At 47.6% G+C, this 18,185-nt stretch carries 14 protein-coding genes, 1 pseudogene and 1 riboswitch; of the genes and pseudogenes, 7 read left to right on the forward strand and 8 right to left on the reverse strand.

From position 1 onward, the window contains the following. Positions 1 to 665: 665 nt before the first annotated feature. From ACKFKH_RS20645 to ACKFKH_RS20655, 3 genes are all read left to right on the forward strand, one after another. Entirely contained in the window at positions 666 to 1,637 is a 972-nt protein-coding gene (locus ACKFKH_RS20645) for a sodium-dependent bicarbonate transport family permease (RefSeq protein WP_446860227.1), read from the forward strand. Positions 1,638 to 1,641: 4 nt separating this feature from the next. Beyond that, positions 1,642 to 1,950, forward strand: coding sequence for a P-II family nitrogen regulator (locus ACKFKH_RS20650; protein WP_446860228.1), 309 nt, complete (start codon positions 1,642 to 1,644; stop codon positions 1,948 to 1,950). Between the two features lie 387 nt (positions 1,951 to 2,337). Continuing rightward, positions 2,338 to 2,592 carry a hypothetical protein gene (locus ACKFKH_RS20655; RefSeq protein ID WP_446860229.1) on the forward strand — a complete coding sequence of 85 codons (255 nt, stop codon included), beginning with the start codon at positions 2,338 to 2,340 and terminating at the stop codon, positions 2,590 to 2,592. 220 nt (positions 2,593 to 2,812) lie between these two features. Here ACKFKH_RS20655 and ACKFKH_RS20660 read toward each other — a convergent pair whose 3' ends face one another. Further along, positions 2,813 to 3,103 (reverse strand): YkvA family protein, encoded by a 291-nt coding sequence (locus tag ACKFKH_RS20660; RefSeq protein WP_446860230.1) that lies wholly within the window; start codon positions 3,101 to 3,103, stop codon positions 2,813 to 2,815. A gap of 204 nt (positions 3,104 to 3,307) precedes the next feature. Between ACKFKH_RS20660 and ACKFKH_RS20665 the strand changes: the two are divergent. Next, positions 3,308 to 4,420, forward strand: a pseudogene (locus ACKFKH_RS20665) (anion transporter). A gap of 140 nt (positions 4,421 to 4,560) precedes the next feature. Here ACKFKH_RS20665 and ACKFKH_RS20670 read toward each other — a convergent pair. Then, positions 4,561 to 6,135 carry an alkaline phosphatase D family protein gene (locus ACKFKH_RS20670; protein ID WP_446860231.1) on the reverse strand — a complete coding sequence of 525 codons (1,575 nt, stop codon included), beginning with the start codon at positions 6,133 to 6,135 and terminating at the stop codon, positions 4,561 to 4,563. Between the two features lie 620 nt (positions 6,136 to 6,755). On the opposite strand from ACKFKH_RS20670, the gene ACKFKH_RS20675 reads away from it, so the two are divergent. Further along, positions 6,756 to 7,157 (forward strand): hypothetical protein, encoded by a 402-nt coding sequence (locus ACKFKH_RS20675; RefSeq protein WP_446860232.1) that lies wholly within the window; start codon positions 6,756 to 6,758, stop codon positions 7,155 to 7,157. Between the two features lie 296 nt (positions 7,158 to 7,453). Next, positions 7,454 to 8,101, forward strand: coding sequence for a Uma2 family endonuclease (locus tag ACKFKH_RS20680; protein WP_446860233.1), 648 nt, complete (start codon positions 7,454 to 7,456; stop codon positions 8,099 to 8,101). A gap of 15 nt (positions 8,102 to 8,116) precedes the next feature. On the opposite strand, the gene ACKFKH_RS20685 is transcribed toward ACKFKH_RS20680, so the two are convergent. The 3 genes from ACKFKH_RS20685 to ACKFKH_RS20695 all read right to left on the reverse strand — a co-directional run bounded on the left by ACKFKH_RS20685 (position 8,117) and on the right by ACKFKH_RS20695 (position 10,043). Beyond that, positions 8,117 to 9,187, reverse strand: coding sequence for a hypothetical protein (locus ACKFKH_RS20685; protein WP_446860234.1), 1,071 nt, complete (start codon positions 9,185 to 9,187; stop codon positions 8,117 to 8,119). 64 nt (positions 9,188 to 9,251) lie between these two features. Further along, the gene (locus tag ACKFKH_RS20690) at positions 9,252 to 9,746 is read right to left on the reverse strand and encodes a DUF4112 domain-containing protein (RefSeq protein ID WP_446860235.1); all 495 of its coding nucleotides are present in this window, start codon (positions 9,744 to 9,746) and stop codon (positions 9,252 to 9,254) included. Positions 9,747 to 9,848: 102 nt separating this feature from the next. Then, a complete protein-coding gene (locus ACKFKH_RS20695; RefSeq protein WP_446860236.1) occupies positions 9,849 to 10,043 on the reverse strand; it encodes a hypothetical protein in 195 nt (64 codons plus the stop codon). A gap of 444 nt (positions 10,044 to 10,487) precedes the next feature. Here ACKFKH_RS20695 and ACKFKH_RS20700 point away from each other — a divergent pair, with 444 nt between their 5' ends. After that, complete coding sequence (locus ACKFKH_RS20700) at positions 10,488 to 11,897, forward strand: GTP-binding protein (RefSeq protein ID WP_446860237.1); 1,410 nt, start codon at positions 10,488 to 10,490, stop codon at positions 11,895 to 11,897. A 495-nt stretch (positions 11,898 to 12,392) separates the two neighbouring features. Here ACKFKH_RS20700 and uca read toward each other — a convergent pair whose 3' ends face one another. From uca to ACKFKH_RS20715, 3 genes are all read right to left on the reverse strand, one after another. Next, on the reverse strand, positions 12,393 to 16,004 hold the full coding sequence (gene uca, locus ACKFKH_RS20705) for an urea carboxylase (RefSeq protein WP_446860238.1): 3,612 nt from the start codon (positions 16,002 to 16,004) through the stop codon (positions 12,393 to 12,395). A 380-nt stretch (positions 16,005 to 16,384) separates the two neighbouring features. Further along, positions 16,385 to 17,026 carry an urea amidolyase associated protein UAAP2 gene (locus ACKFKH_RS20710; RefSeq protein WP_446860239.1) on the reverse strand — a complete coding sequence of 214 codons (642 nt, stop codon included), beginning with the start codon at positions 17,024 to 17,026 and terminating at the stop codon, positions 16,385 to 16,387. A gap of 34 nt (positions 17,027 to 17,060) precedes the next feature. After that, positions 17,061 to 17,759, reverse strand: a complete 699-nt coding sequence (locus ACKFKH_RS20715; protein ID WP_446860240.1) for an urea amidolyase associated protein UAAP1 — start codon at positions 17,757 to 17,759, stop codon at positions 17,061 to 17,063. Positions 17,760 to 17,825: 66 nt separating this feature from the next. Next, positions 17,826 to 17,954, reverse strand: a riboswitch (guanidine-I (ykkC/yxkD leader). Positions 17,955 to 18,185: the final 231 nt, after the last annotated feature.

An 18,185-nucleotide genomic window follows, 5' to 3' on the forward strand; every position in this document is an offset into this window, starting at 1 on the left:
AAAACTTGTAGCTATGTCGATCGTTCCCGATCAAAGTTGAATGAGACAAAGTTGAATTAGACTAACCAAAGCGACCGGATTCATTAAAATTTGAAGTCAGCCCATCAAGGTCGCTACAAGCAGAATTGATGCGATCGTGAAGCAAAAACTAAATCAGAAATTCCTGGGATACGGGACTGGCGGGACTCGAACCCTCGACCTACCGCTTCAGATTTGTGTGAGTTTCCTCACTCTCTGGACTATACCTTTACCATAGGCTAATGCCCGTAGGTAGTGACCTTCTAGTCTCTACACCTTCCGAAGAGTTTGAGTTCTCAGTTTTGAGTTCTGACTTCAAGTTCAAAATCCAAAATTTATCCTTGAAACCGCTCTTATCGGCTTGGCTCGGTATTCCCATAAGTCAGAAGATTTCTCACTTTGCAGGGTTCACCGAATTTGATCACATTCACTCGTAAAGTTTCCCTTACGGTGCCCAATTACTCAGGAGGCGGTCGCTCTATCCATCTGAGCTACAGCCCCAGGTTTCCTGAATTATTATAGCAGCCACAAAAAGTAGGGATGATCTCTTCGAGTTACCCGCAAGGGGTCGCCTTTCAGCAAATATTCGCAACTCAGTGCTGTAATCTGAAGATTCGTAACGTTTATGAATCGGAGTCTTGGTGACGATGGATCTCAGCCTGGTGATGTCCAATCTTTTGAATCCGCCTGTGTTATTTTTCTTTTTGGGGATGTTGGCGGTATTGGTCAAATCGGATCTAGAGATTCCGCCGCCGATTCCCAAGTTGTTTTCGCTGTATTTGTTGATTGCGATCGGCTTCAAGGGCGGAGTCGAATTGGTGAAGAGTGGCATTGGTCAGGATGTCATTTTAGCAATCATGTCAGCGATTCTGATGGCGTGTATCGTTCCCATTTACACGTTTTTCATTTTGCGAATCAAACTTGATCCTTATAATGCTGCGGCGATCGCGGCTACATACGGTTCGATTAGTGCGGTTACGTTTATCACGGCGGGTTCATTTCTCGATCAGTTAGGCATTGCCAGCGATGGTTATATGGTGGCTGCTCTAGCATTGATGGAATCGCCTGCAATCATAGTCGGTTTAGTGTTAGTGAAAGTGTTTGCGGCGACTGAGACGGAGCAAGCATTTGACTGGGGCGAAGTGTTGCGCGAATCGTTTTTGAATGGATCGGTTTTTTTGCTGGTGGGAAGTGTGGCGATCGGCATTCTTACCGGAGAACATGGCGCACAGGTTTTGAAACCTTTTGTCGAAGATATGTTTTATGGAGCGTTGACGTTTTTTCTGCTAGATATGGGACTGGTCGCCGCCAAACGAATTCAAGATTTGCAGAAAGCGGGGGTGTTTTTGATTGCGTTTGCGATTCTAACTCCCGTTGTGAATGCAGGGTTGGGATTAGCGATCGCAAAAGTGATCCAAATGTCTCCTGGTGATGCGTTATTGTTTGCGGTTTTGTGTGCGAGTGCGTCTTATATTGCCGTTCCTGCTGCGATGCGTCTGACGGTTCCCGAAGCGAATCCTAGCTTATATATTTCGACTGCGCTGGCTGTCACGTTCCCATTCAATATTATTTTTGGAATTCCGCTTTATCAGTACGGTATCAACCTATTTTGGAGCTAACTTTATGCAATCGGTCAAACGCATCGAGATTATGGCCAGCTCGGTGGAGCTAAACAAAATTCTTGCAGGGCTTGAGAAAGCGGGTGTTCCGGGTTACACCGTAATTCATAATGTGACGGGAAAGAGCGATCGCGGCACCATCTCCGAAGATTTTGCGCTCAACAGTTTAGATAATGTTTACGTGATTGCTTTCTGCAACCCTGACCAGATTGACGGCGTGATTGAAACGCTCAACCCGATTTTGAATAAGTTTGGCGGCGCGTGTTTTGTGTCGGATGCGATGCAGGTGGCGATCGTTCGGTGTGTTTCGTGAACGCGACAGAGAATGCGGTCGTTAATGATGCAATTACTCTTCGCTTTTAGTAAATAGTTTCAAGGCAGACAGTCTCAGTCATGGAGACATAGCCGATATTCATCATGTCCAGCTTATGGCATAAAGAGCCGACCTACACCCCTGTAATTCTCGTTACATTACAGGTATTTCCAGGACTTGAACAGCTTTTTGCCATACTGAGAATTGCTGGTTCAGCAATCTGCTCCATGCTAAATCCAAGTTGTAGCAATCGCGGCTGTCTCGTGTCAACTACATAGTCCGATTTATGGCATCAATTTTCTCCCAAGTCATCAATGATCAACAAGGCGTAGCGATTTAGCTTGACCAGCATCGCTGGGAGTTGCCGTTGTAGTTTGGCTGGAGTTGTTGAACCAGTGTCGTGGCTGGCAGGAACTTCACCCACTGACGATATCAGGACAACCGTTAAGCGCAACGGTCGAAGCTTGCTTTGTTCGCAATTATCGAGACAGGCTTTCGCCGTGGTGCATTACTCAACACTTGCCCAAAATGCAGCGAATCGTCGTCGTCCGGTTTCGTCGTCGCAACGATGCTCGTGAGTATCTGCGCGTGTTGAATCAACTGAATGAAACGGCGATTTATGAGATTGTATGGCTCTCCTGATGTTCTGGTTATAAGCTAACCTGATTGATCAAGAAACCTATACCCCGTAGACCTTTTAGCTCAATCTTTTGAGGAAGCTATCAGCAACCCCCCTCTTTTTCACCACAAGTCCAGGAGAGCCGATTGTATTTGGCCCATTGCAATAGGCAAGCAATGAAAAAAGGCACGATTTCTGCAACCGCACCCCTTCAAAACTGGGTTGAAATTGGCTAAATGCAGCCTACTTGACGGGGGTCGCCTTCACATCCACCGTATCAGCATTGACGGGAGCGCCATCCACCGTTTCGGTCGGCTCTGTTCCTTTGCGCGTCTTCACTCTATCAAGCAACACCTGAGACACTTCAGCAATCAGCAGAGTTAGCAGCAAACCATCGTCAATTTGACCAATGCCAGGAATCACATCAGGCAGCAAGTCGATCGGGCTTAACAAATAAGCCAACGTGCCCAAAATAATCAGCCAGCGATACTTAGAGTTGCGGATAATATTGCGATACCAGTCGTACAGTTTCATGGGTTTACCCTCTTTGATACTTTCATCTTGTCAAATTGTGCCCTAAAAGTCTGGTGTGGAAATCCTGCTAATTATAGTGAGGCTCTCCGCCAATGGACATATCCGTAATCTCAAAACAGGATGTGAAGTGTGGATTTCTTGAAATATGGGGTGATCGGGCTGACTTATTTGGGGTTAGCGATCGGCTACTTCCCAGGCTTGAGAATGAATCGAGCGACGATCGCACTGGTCGGATCTGCATTCGTGATTGCGTTGGGCGTTTTGAGACTCAAGAATGTGTGGCAGGCGATCGACTCTACGACGATTGTATTCCTCCTAAGTATGATGATTGTGAATGCGAGTCTATCTTATGGGGGATTTTTTCGATTAGCGATCGCGTGGTTACTCGGTCTCACCAGCAGTCCATTTGGATTGATCGTTGCGTTGACTTTTGGATGCGGAGTCGTGTCTGCGGTTTTTTTGAATGATACGATCGCGCTGATCTTCACGCCGTTAATTCTCAGTTTGACAAAGACGTTACGCTTGAATCCAATTCCTTATCTGTTGGCGATGGCGGGCGCGACGAATATCGGGTCTGTTGCCACGTTGAGCGGTAATCCTCAAAATATTCTCATTGGTTCATTTTCACAAATCAGCTACTTAGAATTTGCTAAAGCCTTAACTCCGATCGCTTTGATTGGTTTAGTGATTCAAATTGCATGACTGTGGCTGTTGTATCCTGAAGTTCGGTCAATGATCGCTCGTGAACGCTTTTCTATTTCTGACAAGCAAATTTATCGACCTTTGCTGATCAAAACGATCGTCGTCATGAGTGGCTTGCTGACTGCGTTTGCGATCGGATTGCCCTTAGCCGAATCTGCCCTACTTGCAGCCAGTGTCTTGTTAATCACACGCCGCGTCAAACCAGAGCGTATCTTACGCGAAGTCGATTGGAATTTGTTGGTGATGTTTTCAGGCTTATTTATTCTCACCAAAGCCACTGAACAACTAAATTTATTAGCGCCGTTGACGAAAGCGATCGGGTCTTCTGCGGGACTAATCAGCGTCACAGCAATCTTGTCGAATCTTGTCTCAAATGTGCCTGCGGTGCTGTTGTTGAGTCCGTTAATTGGTGCAGACCATACGAAGTCCTGGTTACTGTTGGCTGCTAGTTCAACGTTGGCAGGGAATCTTACGGTTTTTGGATCGGTAGCTAATTTGATTACGATCGAAGCTGCTGCCAAACTGGGTTACAAACTCTCTTTTGTAGAACATTTGCGCTTTGGCTTTCCGCTAACGTTGGTGACGCTGTTGATAGCTTATTTTTGGGTGCGCTGAGAGAGGGAATGCGATTGAGTTCCTGGACTTCGTTGTTCAGTGCTTCTGCCCCCCAACCCCCCAATTCTGAGGGACTTTAAGACTTCCACAGTTCAAAGTCTCTCACTTGTGGGGGATTTGGGGGCGTTCTCGAACTACCGTTAGGCTCGTTGAGCGCCAGGTTGACCATCCTCGACGACAAAAGAAGCTAGAGTGCTGATCGTCGCCTGCGGTTCGCGAATGGTTGAGACGACTCGATAATCACTTTGCCAGCGATCGCGGTTCAAATCACAGCGCACATACCCTCTCAAAGCACCATTAAAGAACTTTGTATGAGGATTATTGGACAACGCCAGGGTGACAGGTTCAATAAACTGAGTGGGGAAATCTGACGAAATGGAAGTGGCTACAAATTCAGTTCCGATCGTGGCAGAGGGCTGATTAAAATCTCGTTTGATGTCATGCACCCAACTAGAGTGAATATCCCCTGTTAATACAATCGGATTAGAGGGTTTCTGCTGATCCAAAAAGCTGAGAACGCGATCGCGGGCAGCAACATAGCCATCCCATTGATCTACATTAAAGGCTTTAACTTCTGGACGCGCATCAAAATCAAATTGAGAAAACATCACCTGTTGAGCAATGACATTCCAGCGAGCAGGCGATTGTTGTAGACCTTGAAACAACCAGCGTTCTTGTGCCTTTCCAGTCAGAGTGGCCTTGGGGTCGAGAGCGGCTTCACAGAGTGGTTTTAGCCCATCGTCACAGGGTTGATCAGTACGATATTGGCGCGTATCTAGAATACTAAATTGAGCCAGATCCCCAAAGGTCAGCCGACGATAGAGACGCAGATTGGCACCTTTGGGTAGAGAAGATCGTCGCAATGGCATATGTTCATAATAAGCCTGATAAGCAGCGGCCCGTCGCACCAAAAAGTCTGCGGGTGAGTCGCCCTCGTTTTCAGAAATGCTGTTGGCGTAATTGTTTTCAACTTCGTGATCATCCCAGGTGACCGCCCAGGGAAAGGCTGCATGAGCCGCTTGTAGATTGGTGTCAGTCTTATAGAGTGCGTGACGATTGCGGTAGTCAGTCAGCGTGATGATTTCAGGGCTATTGTGCTGACGGGGGCCGCCGGGTTCTGGCCCATATTCATAGATGTAATCGCCAACATGAACGACTAAATCAAGATCTTCTTCTGCGACATGTTTATAAGCGGTGTAATAGCCATTTTGCCAGTCTTGACAATTGACTAATGCAAATCGTAGCCGATCTAATGGTTGATTTCTAGCGGGTGCGGTGCGAGTTCGACCGATCGGGCTAATTTCATTCCCCGCTTTAAACTGATACCAATAGGTGCGCCCTGGCTCCAATCCGCGTACATCGACATGCACTGAATGGGCAAAGTCAGCCGTTGCGATCTTGGTGCCCGACTTCACAACCTGTCTCATGCCTTCATCTAAAGCAAGCTGCCATCTGACCGAGACGGCATTTTCTGGCATTCCACCGCCATTGAGCGGATCGGGAGCCAATCTTGTCCATAACAAAACGCCATCTGGCAATGGGTCACCCGAAGCCACTCCCAACGTAAAGGGATAGCTAGAAAACAAAGGTCGGGCCATGACTCTATCAGGAAATTGAGAGGCGATTGCAACGCCAGTCAAAACACCCGCACCACGCAAAAGATCACGTCGCTTAAAACGAGTCGAGAGAAGACGCGAAGAATTGTACCAATCCATGATTGTGTAAGGAATTATCGGTAGATAACAGAACCCTACCAATCAGTTATTAACAGCCTGCCAAGGTTTTATTAAGGTTTTCCCAACGTTGAATAGGATTGGACGATCGCATTAATCAATCCGTTCCTTTATCTTGACCGATGCACCTAAGAAAACGTAAATTCGATGGGTCTTCCCCCTTCGATCAAAACCCAACAATTGAACTGAACCTATCCAAACCTTAGTAAATTTCTTATAACTTTACCTCTGACCTGTGGATGAAACACCCAACAATTTACCAACACGAGAGGCATAAACTTGAGGAATGGGTTGAGTCGATCAACTGAGACTCCATAATTGTTTGTCTGACAAAAATGCTTGAAGGGGAAGAAGATTTTGAGGTCGATCGCATTCATAAGTTAAGTAGGATAGTTCAATTAGCGACTAATGCACTGATTTACATCCTGACTCAACCTCCACATCGATATAGGTCATTTGATAGAACGGCACAATATTTTTCTCAGTGATCTCATTCCTAAGACGTAGGGCGCTTTTGGTTTGAGTTTCTAGGATCGAACTTGGCAAGAAGAAACCAGACTCTCTGAGCTTTCTTCAGTTCATTCCTTTTAGGAGGTGCAGCCATGAATTTAACTTTAAAGCGAGTCCTCATGCCCGGTGTGATGGCAACCAGCTTGATCAGTGCAACAATGCTTCCCATTAAGCCTGCCTCTGCCGACCAAAACTTTTGGCGCGATGTAGGTATCGGTGCCGGAGTAGGAATCGGCTCTAGCATCGTCACGGGTCATAAAGTAGTGCCCAACATCATCAACGGGGCGGCCGCGGGGGCTGCGGTCAATCAGTCTCGCGATCTAACGACTCCCAAAGGCAAACGACCCAATGCGCTGACGGATGCGGCAGTTGGTGCGGGGGCAAGTACGCTCACAGGGCAAGTCACAGGTCGCCGTCACAACATTAGAAATGCGGCCAACGGTGCGGCAGTGGGAACTGTAATCAACATTCTGACTCCCAACGTTCGTCGTTAATGTAATCGCTTCAAGTCATCTGCAAGGAGTTGTTTAACTATTGCAGGATTCAGTCCATAACCGTTGATCAAGAGTCAAGGATTGGTAAGCCTTTTTATCAGATTCTTGGCTCTTAATTTTGTTAAAAGCTGTGGTTGAATAAATAATCTTGTCGATCGCTAACCCAAAATATGATCCACAATCTATACTTCGCCAATGTTGTCTTCTCGATACAGCAGCAGTTTGACCGTGCGATCGTCCCGTAGAAGTGCTGAATTTGGTACAGTGAAATGCAAGCGTTTTAGAGGCTTCGGGCTATGGTTTCCAATCTGCAAGAAACCGTCGTTTACCCCGACAGTAACGGTCAGCCGATGTCAGACAACACCAAACAGTTTCGTTGGATTGTTGAGATAAAACAAAACTTAGATTGGCTGTTTGCCAACGATCCGACAGTGTTTGTAGCAGGGGATTTGTTGTGGTATCCCGTAGAAGGCCGTCCTGAGATTCGGAATGCGCCTGATGTGATAGTCGTGTTTGGTAGACCCAAAGGAGATAGAGGCTCTTATCAGCAGTGGAGAGAAGATCAGATTCCGCCTCGAGTTGTGTTTGAGATTTTGTCGCCTGGCAACACCAAGACTGAAATGGAGAAAAAACCGCTGTTTTACGATCGCCATCAGATTCAGGAGTATTACATTTATGATCCTGATACAAATACGTTTAGCGGTTGGCAGAGAACTGAAGATGGGTTAGATGCGATCGAAGAAATCGCCAATTGGACAAGTCCTCACCTTGGCATTCGATTTGATTTGTCGGGCGAGGAGTTGCAAATTTATTATCCAGATGGCACCCGATTTCGCTCCTTTAATGAGATCAACAGTTCGCTAGAGCAAGAACGCCAACGGGCCGAGGAGTTAGAAGCAATGTTACAGCGATATCGTGATCGCTTTGGCGATTTATCTGAATAAAATCAGGTCATTTTTTTAGCCTGTAGCGCGATCGTCGGATTGCAAATCGCCCTCTAACTTGAGTCGAATCGTGCGCGAAAAGCCTTCGCCGTTGGGGTCGCCCATTGTGAACTCGATCGCTTCTCCTGACAATTGATCGAGACAACTGAGCAGCGATCGTAGGTTCGGCGTACTTGCTCCCGTATCAACGTAGATGCGTTCTGACAGTTTGTTGATGCGCTTCCAGGTGGTGTAGAGTTTGGCGATCGCTTGCTCTAATTGGGCGGCTTGACTCACCAACTCTGCGGTCGAACTTAGACAACCGACTCTCAAAGCTTCTTCTAGCGCCAGTTCTAGATTAAGAGATTCGTTATTGATGGTTTGGACTTGGGTGGCGGCTTCTAGATATTTCGCTAAATAACGCGCTTCGGAAGTGACTTGTTTGATATTGTCAATGTCAGAATTTTCGGCAACACTGTCGCGAATCGAAACTTGATGACTTTCGGGCAGCTTTTCTAACTGTTTGACCAGCGGTGACAGATAGCGCGTCGGAATCGTCTGATCGGCGGCTTTCTCGCGCACTTCAAGGGGCAGCAAATCGGATGTCATCACCGTCCAATCATCTGACAGTTGACGGACTTCTCGGCGGGTAATGCGATCGCCCTTCTTGGCTGCGTCTCCGACCATTTGCTGGACTTCTGGCACCGATTGAGCCGTTTCGACAAACGCCCGCTTGCTAAATTGATTAACGTCTTCGGGTTCGAGACAGCCGCTATCGAGCAGGGTATCGGCACTATTTGCGAGTTCGATCAAACTGTACGCCTGCGTTTTGCTGATTTCGCGATCTTTGAGCCAGTTGAGAAAGCCAAATCCGCGACCTTCACCATTTTTCTTCTCACGATCGCGCACCGTTCGCAAAATTCGGCCGCGCCAGATGTCAGTTTGTAAGTCAAAGCGATCGCACACTTGCCACGCCCGATCGATCTGCTGCTGAAACTCTAATTCTGGAATCTGCTCGTCTTCTGGATCAGGTAGCTGAAACCCCAATTCTAAAGTCTGCTCAGGGGTCAGTGAAGTCAGGGTTGTTGGATGCAAGGCTTGAACCATCGGAGTCTTGTCAGAGACAGCCGAATCATTATTACACCCCTCGATCGATTTTGGGTGTCCACTTTTATCCGCCCGTCACCGTCTTCCACAGCCACGCGATCACAATCACCGCCAGGGCAGAAATGCCAATCGCCAGCAAGATAAATCCAGCCAGCAACAGTAAGACAAACCCCCGATCGGCCCGCTTTTGTCTGCGAGGGACTTCTGAATGAGTGTCCAAATGAGATTCTAAAAGTGCCACATTTTTGCTGTTTGCTTTCCAGGTCACATCCAGCAGATCGCCCAGCATAGGCACCGTTCCACCGACTGCATCCAGCACCAAATTTGAAACCATCTGCGTCACGACCGATCGAGGCAGTCCCATTCGCGCCGCTTCCCAAACGATGTATACCGAAAAGCCGGCCATGACCAGATCGCCTCCTCCTGGCAGCAGTCCGATCAGTGGGTCAATTCCAATCCGATAAGGGGTTCCTGGAATGCCGATCGCGTTGTCTAGTAGGTGAGCGAGCGATCTGAGTCGTTTGAGAGAAGCTGCTTTATCAGAAGTGTCTGTTTGCATCGCCAAGTAAAAAACTCTGCTTACAGCGTACCGGACTTATGCCAATTCTCCGAGTAAGCGCTGTGGAAGTCGCAGAATATTTTCTACGGGACTACTAGATGATTAATCGTCGTCATCGTCGTCGTCGTCATCATCATCGTCGTCGTCATCATCGTCGTCATCGCGTCGGGAGCGTTTTTCTCTAGAACGATCGTCATCATCATCGTCATCTCGACGAGATCTGCGGTCTTCATCGCGATCGCTGCGATTTTCAGAGTCTTTACCTCGTAAGCGATCGAACAAGTTGTCGATATTCATACGTTTCCTCCGGTGATATGAAGCAGTTTTCAGAGGGTGCTTTGCCTGACAGTTTGGACAAAAAACTGAATCAGTTACTCTTCCAAAAGGATTAGATCCCTGAAAAAGTTGTTTGACCATTCAGCAGAATAAGCTTCCTCAAATCGAATGGTTGAGGCGAAACGGCTACCGAGAAAAGACGATCGTAGAAAAGAAAATGCTTCAAAAATTTTATCACCTAAAGCCATTCAGTAAATGGACTCTAGACTTCGGACTTTGGAGGCTAGACGGGAAGCATTTTGCTGGTGTCTCTTGTCTAATGTCTTTTGTCTCTCTAGTCTTTTGTCGCTCTAGTCTTTTAAGTCTAAGGTTCGGTTATCACCCGCGACAAGCCGTATCATCTGGCGAGTCCAACTTGCACAATTCTGCATAAGAATAGAGATGCCGTGCAATCTGTGTCGAACCGTGAATCAAGCTTCTCAATCTTCTCGATCGACCTCTCAAGAGTCGCAGCTAAAACGGGCGCGGAGTAGTTTGCGTCAGGCGTTTACCAACTATTCACAGACGGTGCGCTTGTCCAAAAATCCCGTTCTGCAAAACGCGCTCAAAGGTGAACTCGATCGCTTGTCTAACAATTTGAATAAGCTGGATAACGCGATCATGCGGATTGCGGTTTTTGGTCTGGTGAGTCGCGGTAAGTCTTCCCTACTGAATGCACTTTTGGGAGACAAAGTATTTGAGACGGGTGCGATTAATGGCGTGACCCAACAGCCTCAGATTGTTCGCTGGTCGCCAAAAGGGGGAATGGTGCCCGAAGAAAGTGCGATCGTGTCCCAGGGCGGTAAAGTTCAGATTGAGTTGATTGACACGCCTGGACTGGATGAAATTGACGGACAAACACGGGCAGAGATGGCGCGTCAGGTAGCAGAACAGGCAGATCTGATTTTGTTTGTCGTGTCAGGAGACATCACGCGCACTGAATACAAAGCACTCTGCGAGTTACGACAGTCCCAAAAGCCATTAATTCTCGTCTTTAACAAGATTGATTTATATCCTGAGCAAAGCCGTCAAGCAATCTATGAAAATTTGCAGCGATTGGGAGGCAGAACGGGAAGCCGTCAACAATTAGAACAGCTTTTGACTCAAGATGAGATCGTGATGGTTGCCGCAGAACCAACCCCAATGCAAATGCGAGTAGAATACCCAGATGGACGCATCACTTATGAATGGGAAACGCCGCCGCCACAGATTGACGAATTGAAATACAAAATTTTGACGATTCTCAATCGAGAAGGTCGATCGCTCCTCGCTCTAAATGCTCTCACGCAGGCAAGAACCGCCGAAACCCACATCGCAGAACGCATCATCGAACTCCGCAACGTCGAAGCAGAAGCTCTGATCTGGAAGTTTACTCGCTACAAAGCGTTAGCGATCGCTCTCAACCCCATTGCATTTGTGGATCTGATTGGTGGTGTGATTTCTGACTTGGCGATGATTCGATCGCTGGCTAACTTATATGGGTTACCGATGACCCGCTATGAAGCTGGCAAACTGTTGAAAACGATTTTGGTCAGTTCTGGGAGCTTGATTCTAGGTGAAATTGGCAGCGGCATTCTGTTGGGCATGGGCAAAAGTGCGGCCGCGATCGCGTCTGGGGTAGACAGTTCGGCGGGGTTTCCGGCGTTGGCGGGGGTGTCGATCGTTCAGGCAGGAATTGCGGGATATGGTTCCTATTCAGTCGGTCGGGCTGCACAAGTTTATCTAGAGCAAGGCTGCACTTGGGGAGCACAGGGCGCGAGTACCGTGATTCAAGACATTCTCAATCAGGTTGAGCCAGATACGATCATTCATCGGCTACGACAAGAATTGATGTAGAAAGTCCGTGGTTTTTTACTTAGAATCCTGAATTAAACAACCTGTAATTCTCGCGGTTTCGCGTCGTTTAATTCGGCTTCTGCCCCCTAAATCCCCCAAATTTGGGGGACTTTGAACCGCGAAACTGCCTTAAATTCTAGAATGTCTGCTTTCTCAAAGTCCCCCAGACTGGGGGATTTAGGGGGCGAAGCAACCAGGCAATCATCGATCTTATTCAATTCACGACCCTTAGAATTCTGAATTAAATAGAATCGCTATCTACGTCTAGAATTCTTGTGCTTATCTTTTGTCTGATACCAAATCAGCGGTTACTTGCTACAGATCATCGCCCCCTAGATCCCCCAATTCTGGAGGACTTTGACTAAGGTTGACTGATCAATTGGTTGCAGCTTATTTTCAACTTGGTATTGAAGTCCCCTAGAACTGGCAGCTTGAGGGCAGAAACGTCAAACAGCGAAGGGAAAGAACTCTAGTAAATTGAAGTTGAGCAATGCATTACTTCGCTGACTCGGTTGATTGAATGACAAAGAGCGACTGTCCGACGGCCACCATTTGCCCTTCGGTACAGAAGATTTCAATCACAGTCCCGGTAATGGGCGCAGTTATGGCAATTTCCATTTTCATTGATTCTAGAATGACTAATTGATCGCCTTCCGCCACGATCGCCCCTTTCTCAACCACAATTTGCCAAACATTGGCAGGAACGTGCGCTTCGACAATTTGACTGTTGGGTGGGAGATCAAAGGGAGGTTCGTCGATCGCCAGCGTAGTGTCTTCTGGCTGTTCAATTGGGGGATTAGCGGCCCAGCGATCGCGTTCGGCTTCAAAAGCCGCTTGCTGTTTGGCTTTAAAGGTAGCGGACTCGGTGGCGATCGACTCCAAAAATTCGTTGTATTGTCGCAGGCTAAACGTTGCTTCTTCAATCTCTAATTGAACTCTGCCATGAATGAAGTCTTCTCGATATTTAAGTAGATCAGATGCCGAGACGGGATAAAAGCGAATCTGATCAAAAAATCGCAGTAACCAGGGCTTTCCTTTTTCAAAATCTGGCGTTTGGCGATAGGTATTCCACATTTGCACTGTGCGCCCGACAAACTGATAGCCACCGGGGCCTTCCATGCCATAGACACAGAGATAAGCTCCCCCAATTCCAACGGCATTTTCGGGTGTCCAGGTACGCGCAGGGTTATACTTTGTTGTCACTAACCGATGACGAGGATCAATGGGAGTGGCCACAGGTGCGCCTAGATAAACATCACCCAATCCCAACACTAAATAACTCGCATTAAATACAATTTCGCGAACCTGTTCGATGTCATTCAAACCATTGATGCGACGAATGAATTCGATATTGCTAGGACACCAGGGCGCAGATGGATTGACCGATCGCAGGTATTTCTCGATCGCTAACTGAGTCGATTCGTCATCCCACGATAACGGCAAATGAACAATTCGCGTCGGGACTTCCATCTCGTCGATCGCCGTCAATTCTCCTTCTGCGGCAATTAGCATTTCTAACAATTGTGTCAGAGGTAGAACGCGATCGTCGTAGTGAATTTGTAGCGATCGGATGCCAGGCGTTAGATCCCATATTCCGGGTAAGGGATGGTCGATCAGCCAATTCATCAAAGCGTGAACTCGAAAGCGGAGATTGAAGTCCAGCACCAGCGGCCCGTATTCAATCAGCAGATATTTGTCGCCTGATCGTCGATATGTAACCGCAATCTGTCCAGGTGATTCTAAAATTGTATGTAAGATTGCTTCTTGTGAAGTAGGAGCCTTCTGAATCTGTGTCGTTTGTGTGACTGTTAGCGTTGCAATTTGGTGATCTTGCTCAATCTCTTTTTGAATCGCGTCGTCAAGACTCCATTGACAAAATCGGATGGTATCCCCTGGTTTAAGTTGACCGATTTTCCATAGTTCTGCTTGCACGATCGTCGCTGGACAAACAAAGCCGCCTAAACTGGGGCCGTCTGGGCCGAGAATAATCGGCATATCCCCCGTGAAATCAATGGTGCCGATCGCGTAGGCGTTGTCATGAATGTTAGAAGGGTGCAGCCCCGCTTCGCCGCCGTCTTTTCTAGCCCACTCTGGCTTTGGGCCGATGAGACGAACTCCCGTTCGAGCCGAATTGTAATGCACTTCCCAATCGGTTGAGAAAAACGTTTCGATGTCTGCTGGCGTGAAGAAATCGGGTGCTCCATGTGGCCCATACAAAACACCAATCGACCAATGGTTTGGATACCGGGGAATCAATTCGGATGGTAACGTGGTTAAATCAGTTTTTTGAATGCTAGAACGATTGAGTTTGAGAACATCACCGACTCGCAGCGATCGCCCACAGTGACCACCAAATTTACCCAACGTAAACGTCGATTTGCTTCCCAAATAATCCGGTACGTTGAATCCATTCTGAACAGCTAGATAAGTGCGCGTTCCGTTACCCTGAATGCCTTTCATCTGCAAAACGCTGCCCGCAGATACCGCGATCGCCTGCCAAAAAGGAACTGGACTTCCATCTAATTCGGCTTGCATGGGTGCCCCGGTTAGACAAACGATCGTATCGATATTAAAGCGCAATGTCGGCCCCGTTACGGTCAGTTCCAATCCCGCAGCAGATTCAGAATTGCCGACTAGACGATTGGCTAATCGAAACGCCAAATGATCCATCGCCCCAGACGGCGGAACGCCCACATTCCAATAGCCCACCCGACCGGGATAGTCTTGAATCGCGCTAAAAGCACCTGGCTGCAACACCTCGATCGTACAGGGCGCATAGTCAAATGACTGCAAAAATCGAGTGCTCACATTGCCCGTGTTGAAGGTCGGATCATCAAGAACTTGGCGCAGATAATCGAGATTGGTTTCAATGCCAGCCAGTTGAGTGCGATCGAGTGCCTCTTTTAACTGAGCGATCGCCCCTGCTCGTGAGTCTTGATGTCCGATTAGCTTTGCCACCAAAGGATCGTAGTAAGGCGTGACTTCAGTTCCTGTCTCAATCCAGGTATCACAGCGAATCTCAGACGAAAACCCTACCTCGGTTAATGTACCTGAACTGGGCTGAAACTGCTTCCCTGGATCTTCGGCATACAACCGCAACTGAATCGAGTGTCCCTGGGGTTGATGCTGATAGCCATTCAAAAAGCTAGAATCGCCAGCCGCCAGTTGCACCATCCACTCTACCAAATCCACGCCGCTAACGGCTTCTGTCACACCATGTTCGACCTGAAGGCGCGTGTTAACTTCGAGAAAGTAGAATTCATTGCGATCGACATCCAGCACAAACTCCACGGTTCCGGCAGATTGATAAGCGATCGCTCGTCCCAATCTCAAAGCTGATTCATAAAGTTGTTGACGCAGTTCGTCGCTGATGTTGGGAGCGGGTGTTTCTTCGATCACTTTCTGGTTGCGTCGCTGTACCGAGCAGTCTCGCTCACCTAATGTAATCACGTTGCCCTGACCATCTCCAAAGATCTGCACTTCGATATGCCTAGCGCGTTCCACGTAGCGTTCTAAATAAATGCCTCCTTGCTTAAAATTGTTTTGACTTAGGCGTTGAACCATTTGAAATAATTCTGCGAGTTTATCTTCACTGTGACAAAGCTGTAAGCCAATTCCCCCGCCGCCTGCCGTACTTTTGAGCATGACCGGATAGCCAATGGCGATCGCTGCCCTTTGTGCCTCTTCTACCGTGTCTAACAACGACGTTCCGGGTAACAATGGCACTTGATTTTGGGCGGCTAATTCTCGTGCCGTATGCTTCAATCCAAACCTTCGCATCTGATCGGGCGTTGGGCCGATAAAAACAATTCCCTCTGACGCACAAGCTTCTGCAAATTCAGCATTCTCGCTCAAAAAGCCATAACCAGGATGAATCGCCTGGGCACCTGTCTGTTTCGCGGCTGCTAAAATTTGTTCCCAGCGCAAATAACTGTCTGACGCTAACGCAGACCCAATGAGAACCGATTCACTCGCCATTGAGACGTGACGGGCGTAAGCATCGGCTTCTGAGTAGACGGCAACTGACATGACTTGGAGGCGATCGAGGGTGCGAATAATCCGACAGGCAATTTCACCCCGATTGGCAATCAAAACTTTTTCAAACATGCTGAAGATTAGTAAGGATAGGAGAATTGAATCATCAACGGACACACTAAATTGATAAAACTAGAAACGCATTTGAGCAAATTAATTAAACGTAAATTCAATAAGCTTTTTCGCTTTGTTGCTTGGCTCTTCTGCCCCCGATTCTAAACAAATTAATTAAACGTGAATTCAATAAGCTTTTTCGCTTCGTTGCTTGGCTCTTCTGCCCCCCAACCCCCCATTTTGGGGGACTTCCAGATAAGAAATTTTAAGGCAAGAGTTCCAGTTCAAAGTCCCTCACTTGTGGGGGATTTAGGGGGCGAGAACGTTGAGTAGCGAAACAAAAAAGTCATCAAGTTCGCGTTAAGCGGATAGAGTTTAGAACACGTTACACAAACTTGTTAATCAGCATCCCAAACGATTAGTTGAATGGGCGTTGGATTGTACCCATTACAGGGATTATTCATCTGAGGACAGTTGGAGATGACCACTAGCGCATTCATTTCTGCTCTCAGATCGACAGTGCTGCCGGGATCAGAAATTCCATCGACAATTTCTAAAGTTCCATCCTGACTGACAGGCACATTCATAAAGAAATTGATGTTGCTCGTCATGTCTCGTTTGCCCATGCCGTAATCTTTGAGCGCATACAAAAAGTTCTCGACGCAAGCATGTTGCCACTTTTTGTCTAAGCCAAATCGGACAGTGTTACTTTCACAGCTACAAGCTCCGCCAGATGTGTCATGTCGCCCACAAGTGTCATTCAAAACAGTCATCAAAACGTTGTTGTCGTTGGAGTAAAGCTGCGTTCCGGTTGTGATGAAAATGTTGTTTTGAGCGCGAATCGTTTCCGGTGCGCTGTAGCGTTCACTCGTATCATCTGCGTTGTATACCAAAAAATCGACGGCCTGATTTCCGCCCAGGTCTACAATTCTCAAGATTTGACCTTTTTTAATCACCTTAGCCCAGGGCTTACGGGCAGGCAGAACCTGATCATAAACCGCTAGTTTGGGATCGAGTTGAGGAGCAAGCGTTGAAGTCATAGTTAATGAAGGTTAGAGTTCAAAAAGAACAGGATTAAACAAACACAGCATCCGTATTTTGAAAGCCGCGAATCGCTTCTGGATTAGCCGTTCTGCACAGATCATCAGCAGTTGGAGTCGGAGACTTCCAGACGATCGCTCTGACTGGTTTGGGATCATACGCCCCTGGATCAAGCGGATGGGGACAATTAGACAGCACTACCAAAACATTCATCTCTGCTCGCAGGTCAATAAAGTCGCCTGGTTTCGCCGTCTTATCTGCCCAAGAAAGGCTACCATCTGGCTCGACAGCAATGCGCGTAAACAGGTTGAGATTTGGCATGATGTCTCGTTTGCCTAGATTGCGTTTGGTGAGCGCCAGCAGGAAATTGTCGCGAGAATTTTTGTAGTCGCCTTCCCCGTATTTTCGATTGGTTGCTAGATTGCTGCATCCGCCCAGGGTGTCGTGGAGTCCGCAGGTGTCATCGGCGATCGCAAACAAAACGCGCCCCATGTCAGAGTAGAGCAGCATTCCCTTTTTCAAAAATGCATTAAATTGAATCTTTGCGGTATCCGCCGCGTTGTAGCGTTCGATTAAATTATCAGCGTTGTAGCACAACAGAGAAACGTTTCTTGAGCCTTCGGGGGCTACGATTCGCAGGGTCGTCCCACGAGCAATAATGCGCGACCAATAGGCACCTCCGGGAATCGTTTCATCCCACAAAATCAAAGCAGAATCGGGGTCGGCTGACATAAATAAACTCCTTGATAAATGGCAAAAACCCAGGCAGCCTGTCAACAGCAATGATCTGTCGGATGGCTCTCCCGGGCTTTTCTCCCTCCGTGTGACTGCTTTTGTAGAATGATTTCTGTCAAAAGGCAGTGGCTTCTCTCGGACCAGACATCTCGCTGACTAATCAGCTAAATCGGAACCCTAGAAGCAAATTATTGTGTGAACAGCAACCGTGTTTAGAAGATTGCTGGGTTACGTCTCTTCGAGTTGCCCGCAAGGGGTGGCTCAATCCACTGCATCCAATGAACGAGACGATCGACTCCTAAACTTCTAGCACAATGGCACTAAAAAATAAATAATCGCATTTGAACAAAGAGAATTGTGTTGACAGCTACATTTTAGAAATTGCTGGCGTTGCTGATTGGAGGGATGAATCTGTGGGAAGTG

Source organism: Phormidesmis sp. 146-20, from assembly GCF_052939475.1.